General features: G+C 28.6%; 2 pseudogenes. Both read left to right on the top strand.

Annotation, left to right across the window (positions count from 1 at the left end):
• Positions 1–583, top strand: a pseudogene (locus AMN81_RS00035) (alpha/beta hydrolase); the annotation flags it as partial.
• Positions 561–763, top strand: a pseudogene (locus AMN81_RS00030) (TauD/TfdA family dioxygenase); the annotation flags it as partial. The pseudogenes AMN81_RS00035 and AMN81_RS00030, both read left to right, overlap by 23 nt.

The raw sequence follows: 763 nt of genomic DNA, 5'->3' as shown, positions 1-763 counted from the left end.
TCATGATAGGGGTGGAAGAGTAGCTCACCGAATGGCAAGAGATTATAGAAATAAAATTATGGCTTTAAGTGTATTAGATATTTGTCCAACTCTTGATATGTATGAGCATACAGATATGAAATTTGCAAAAGGCTATTTTCATTGGTTTTATTTAATACAGCCAGCACCTCTTCCAGAGAAAATGATAATGGCAGATCCTAAAAGATGGTTAAAAAGTCGTTTTAATAGGTCATCCAAACTTGCGGTTGAAAGAGTTGAGAAAGAGTATTTAAGAGCCTTTAAACAAAAAAAAAGAATTCATGCAACCTGTGAAGATTATAGAGCTGCGGCTACTATAGATTTAGAGCATGACAAAAAAGATCGGAAAAAAAAATTAAATATTCCAATACAAGTTTTGTGGGGAAAAAGGGGAGTTGTTGGAACGCAATTTAAATCGGTTAAAATTTGGCAAAAATACACACAAAAAAAAGTTTATGGAGCAGAAATTAATTCAGATCATTTCATTCCAGAGGAGAGTCCCAAACAAACGATTAATCACTTAAAAAAATTTTTTTTAAAAAATGTTAAAAATAATTCCAAATAAAAAAAATATTGGGTCAGAAATAATTGTAAATTTAAAAGAAATTACAAATAAAGATATTTTTCAAATTAAAAAAGCACTTAACCAATATGGAATGTTATATTTTAGAAAACAAAAACTAACTTCTAAACTTTATATAAAGTTTGCAAAAAATTTTGGAAAATTGGCTAACTATCCAAGATT

The organism is Candidatus Pelagibacter communis, assembly GCF_001179845.1.
In the GTDB taxonomy this organism is placed as follows: Bacteria; Pseudomonadota; Alphaproteobacteria; order Pelagibacterales; family Pelagibacteraceae; genus Pelagibacter; species Pelagibacter ubique_Q.
This window is presented reverse-complemented; position numbering and strand designations above follow the sequence as displayed.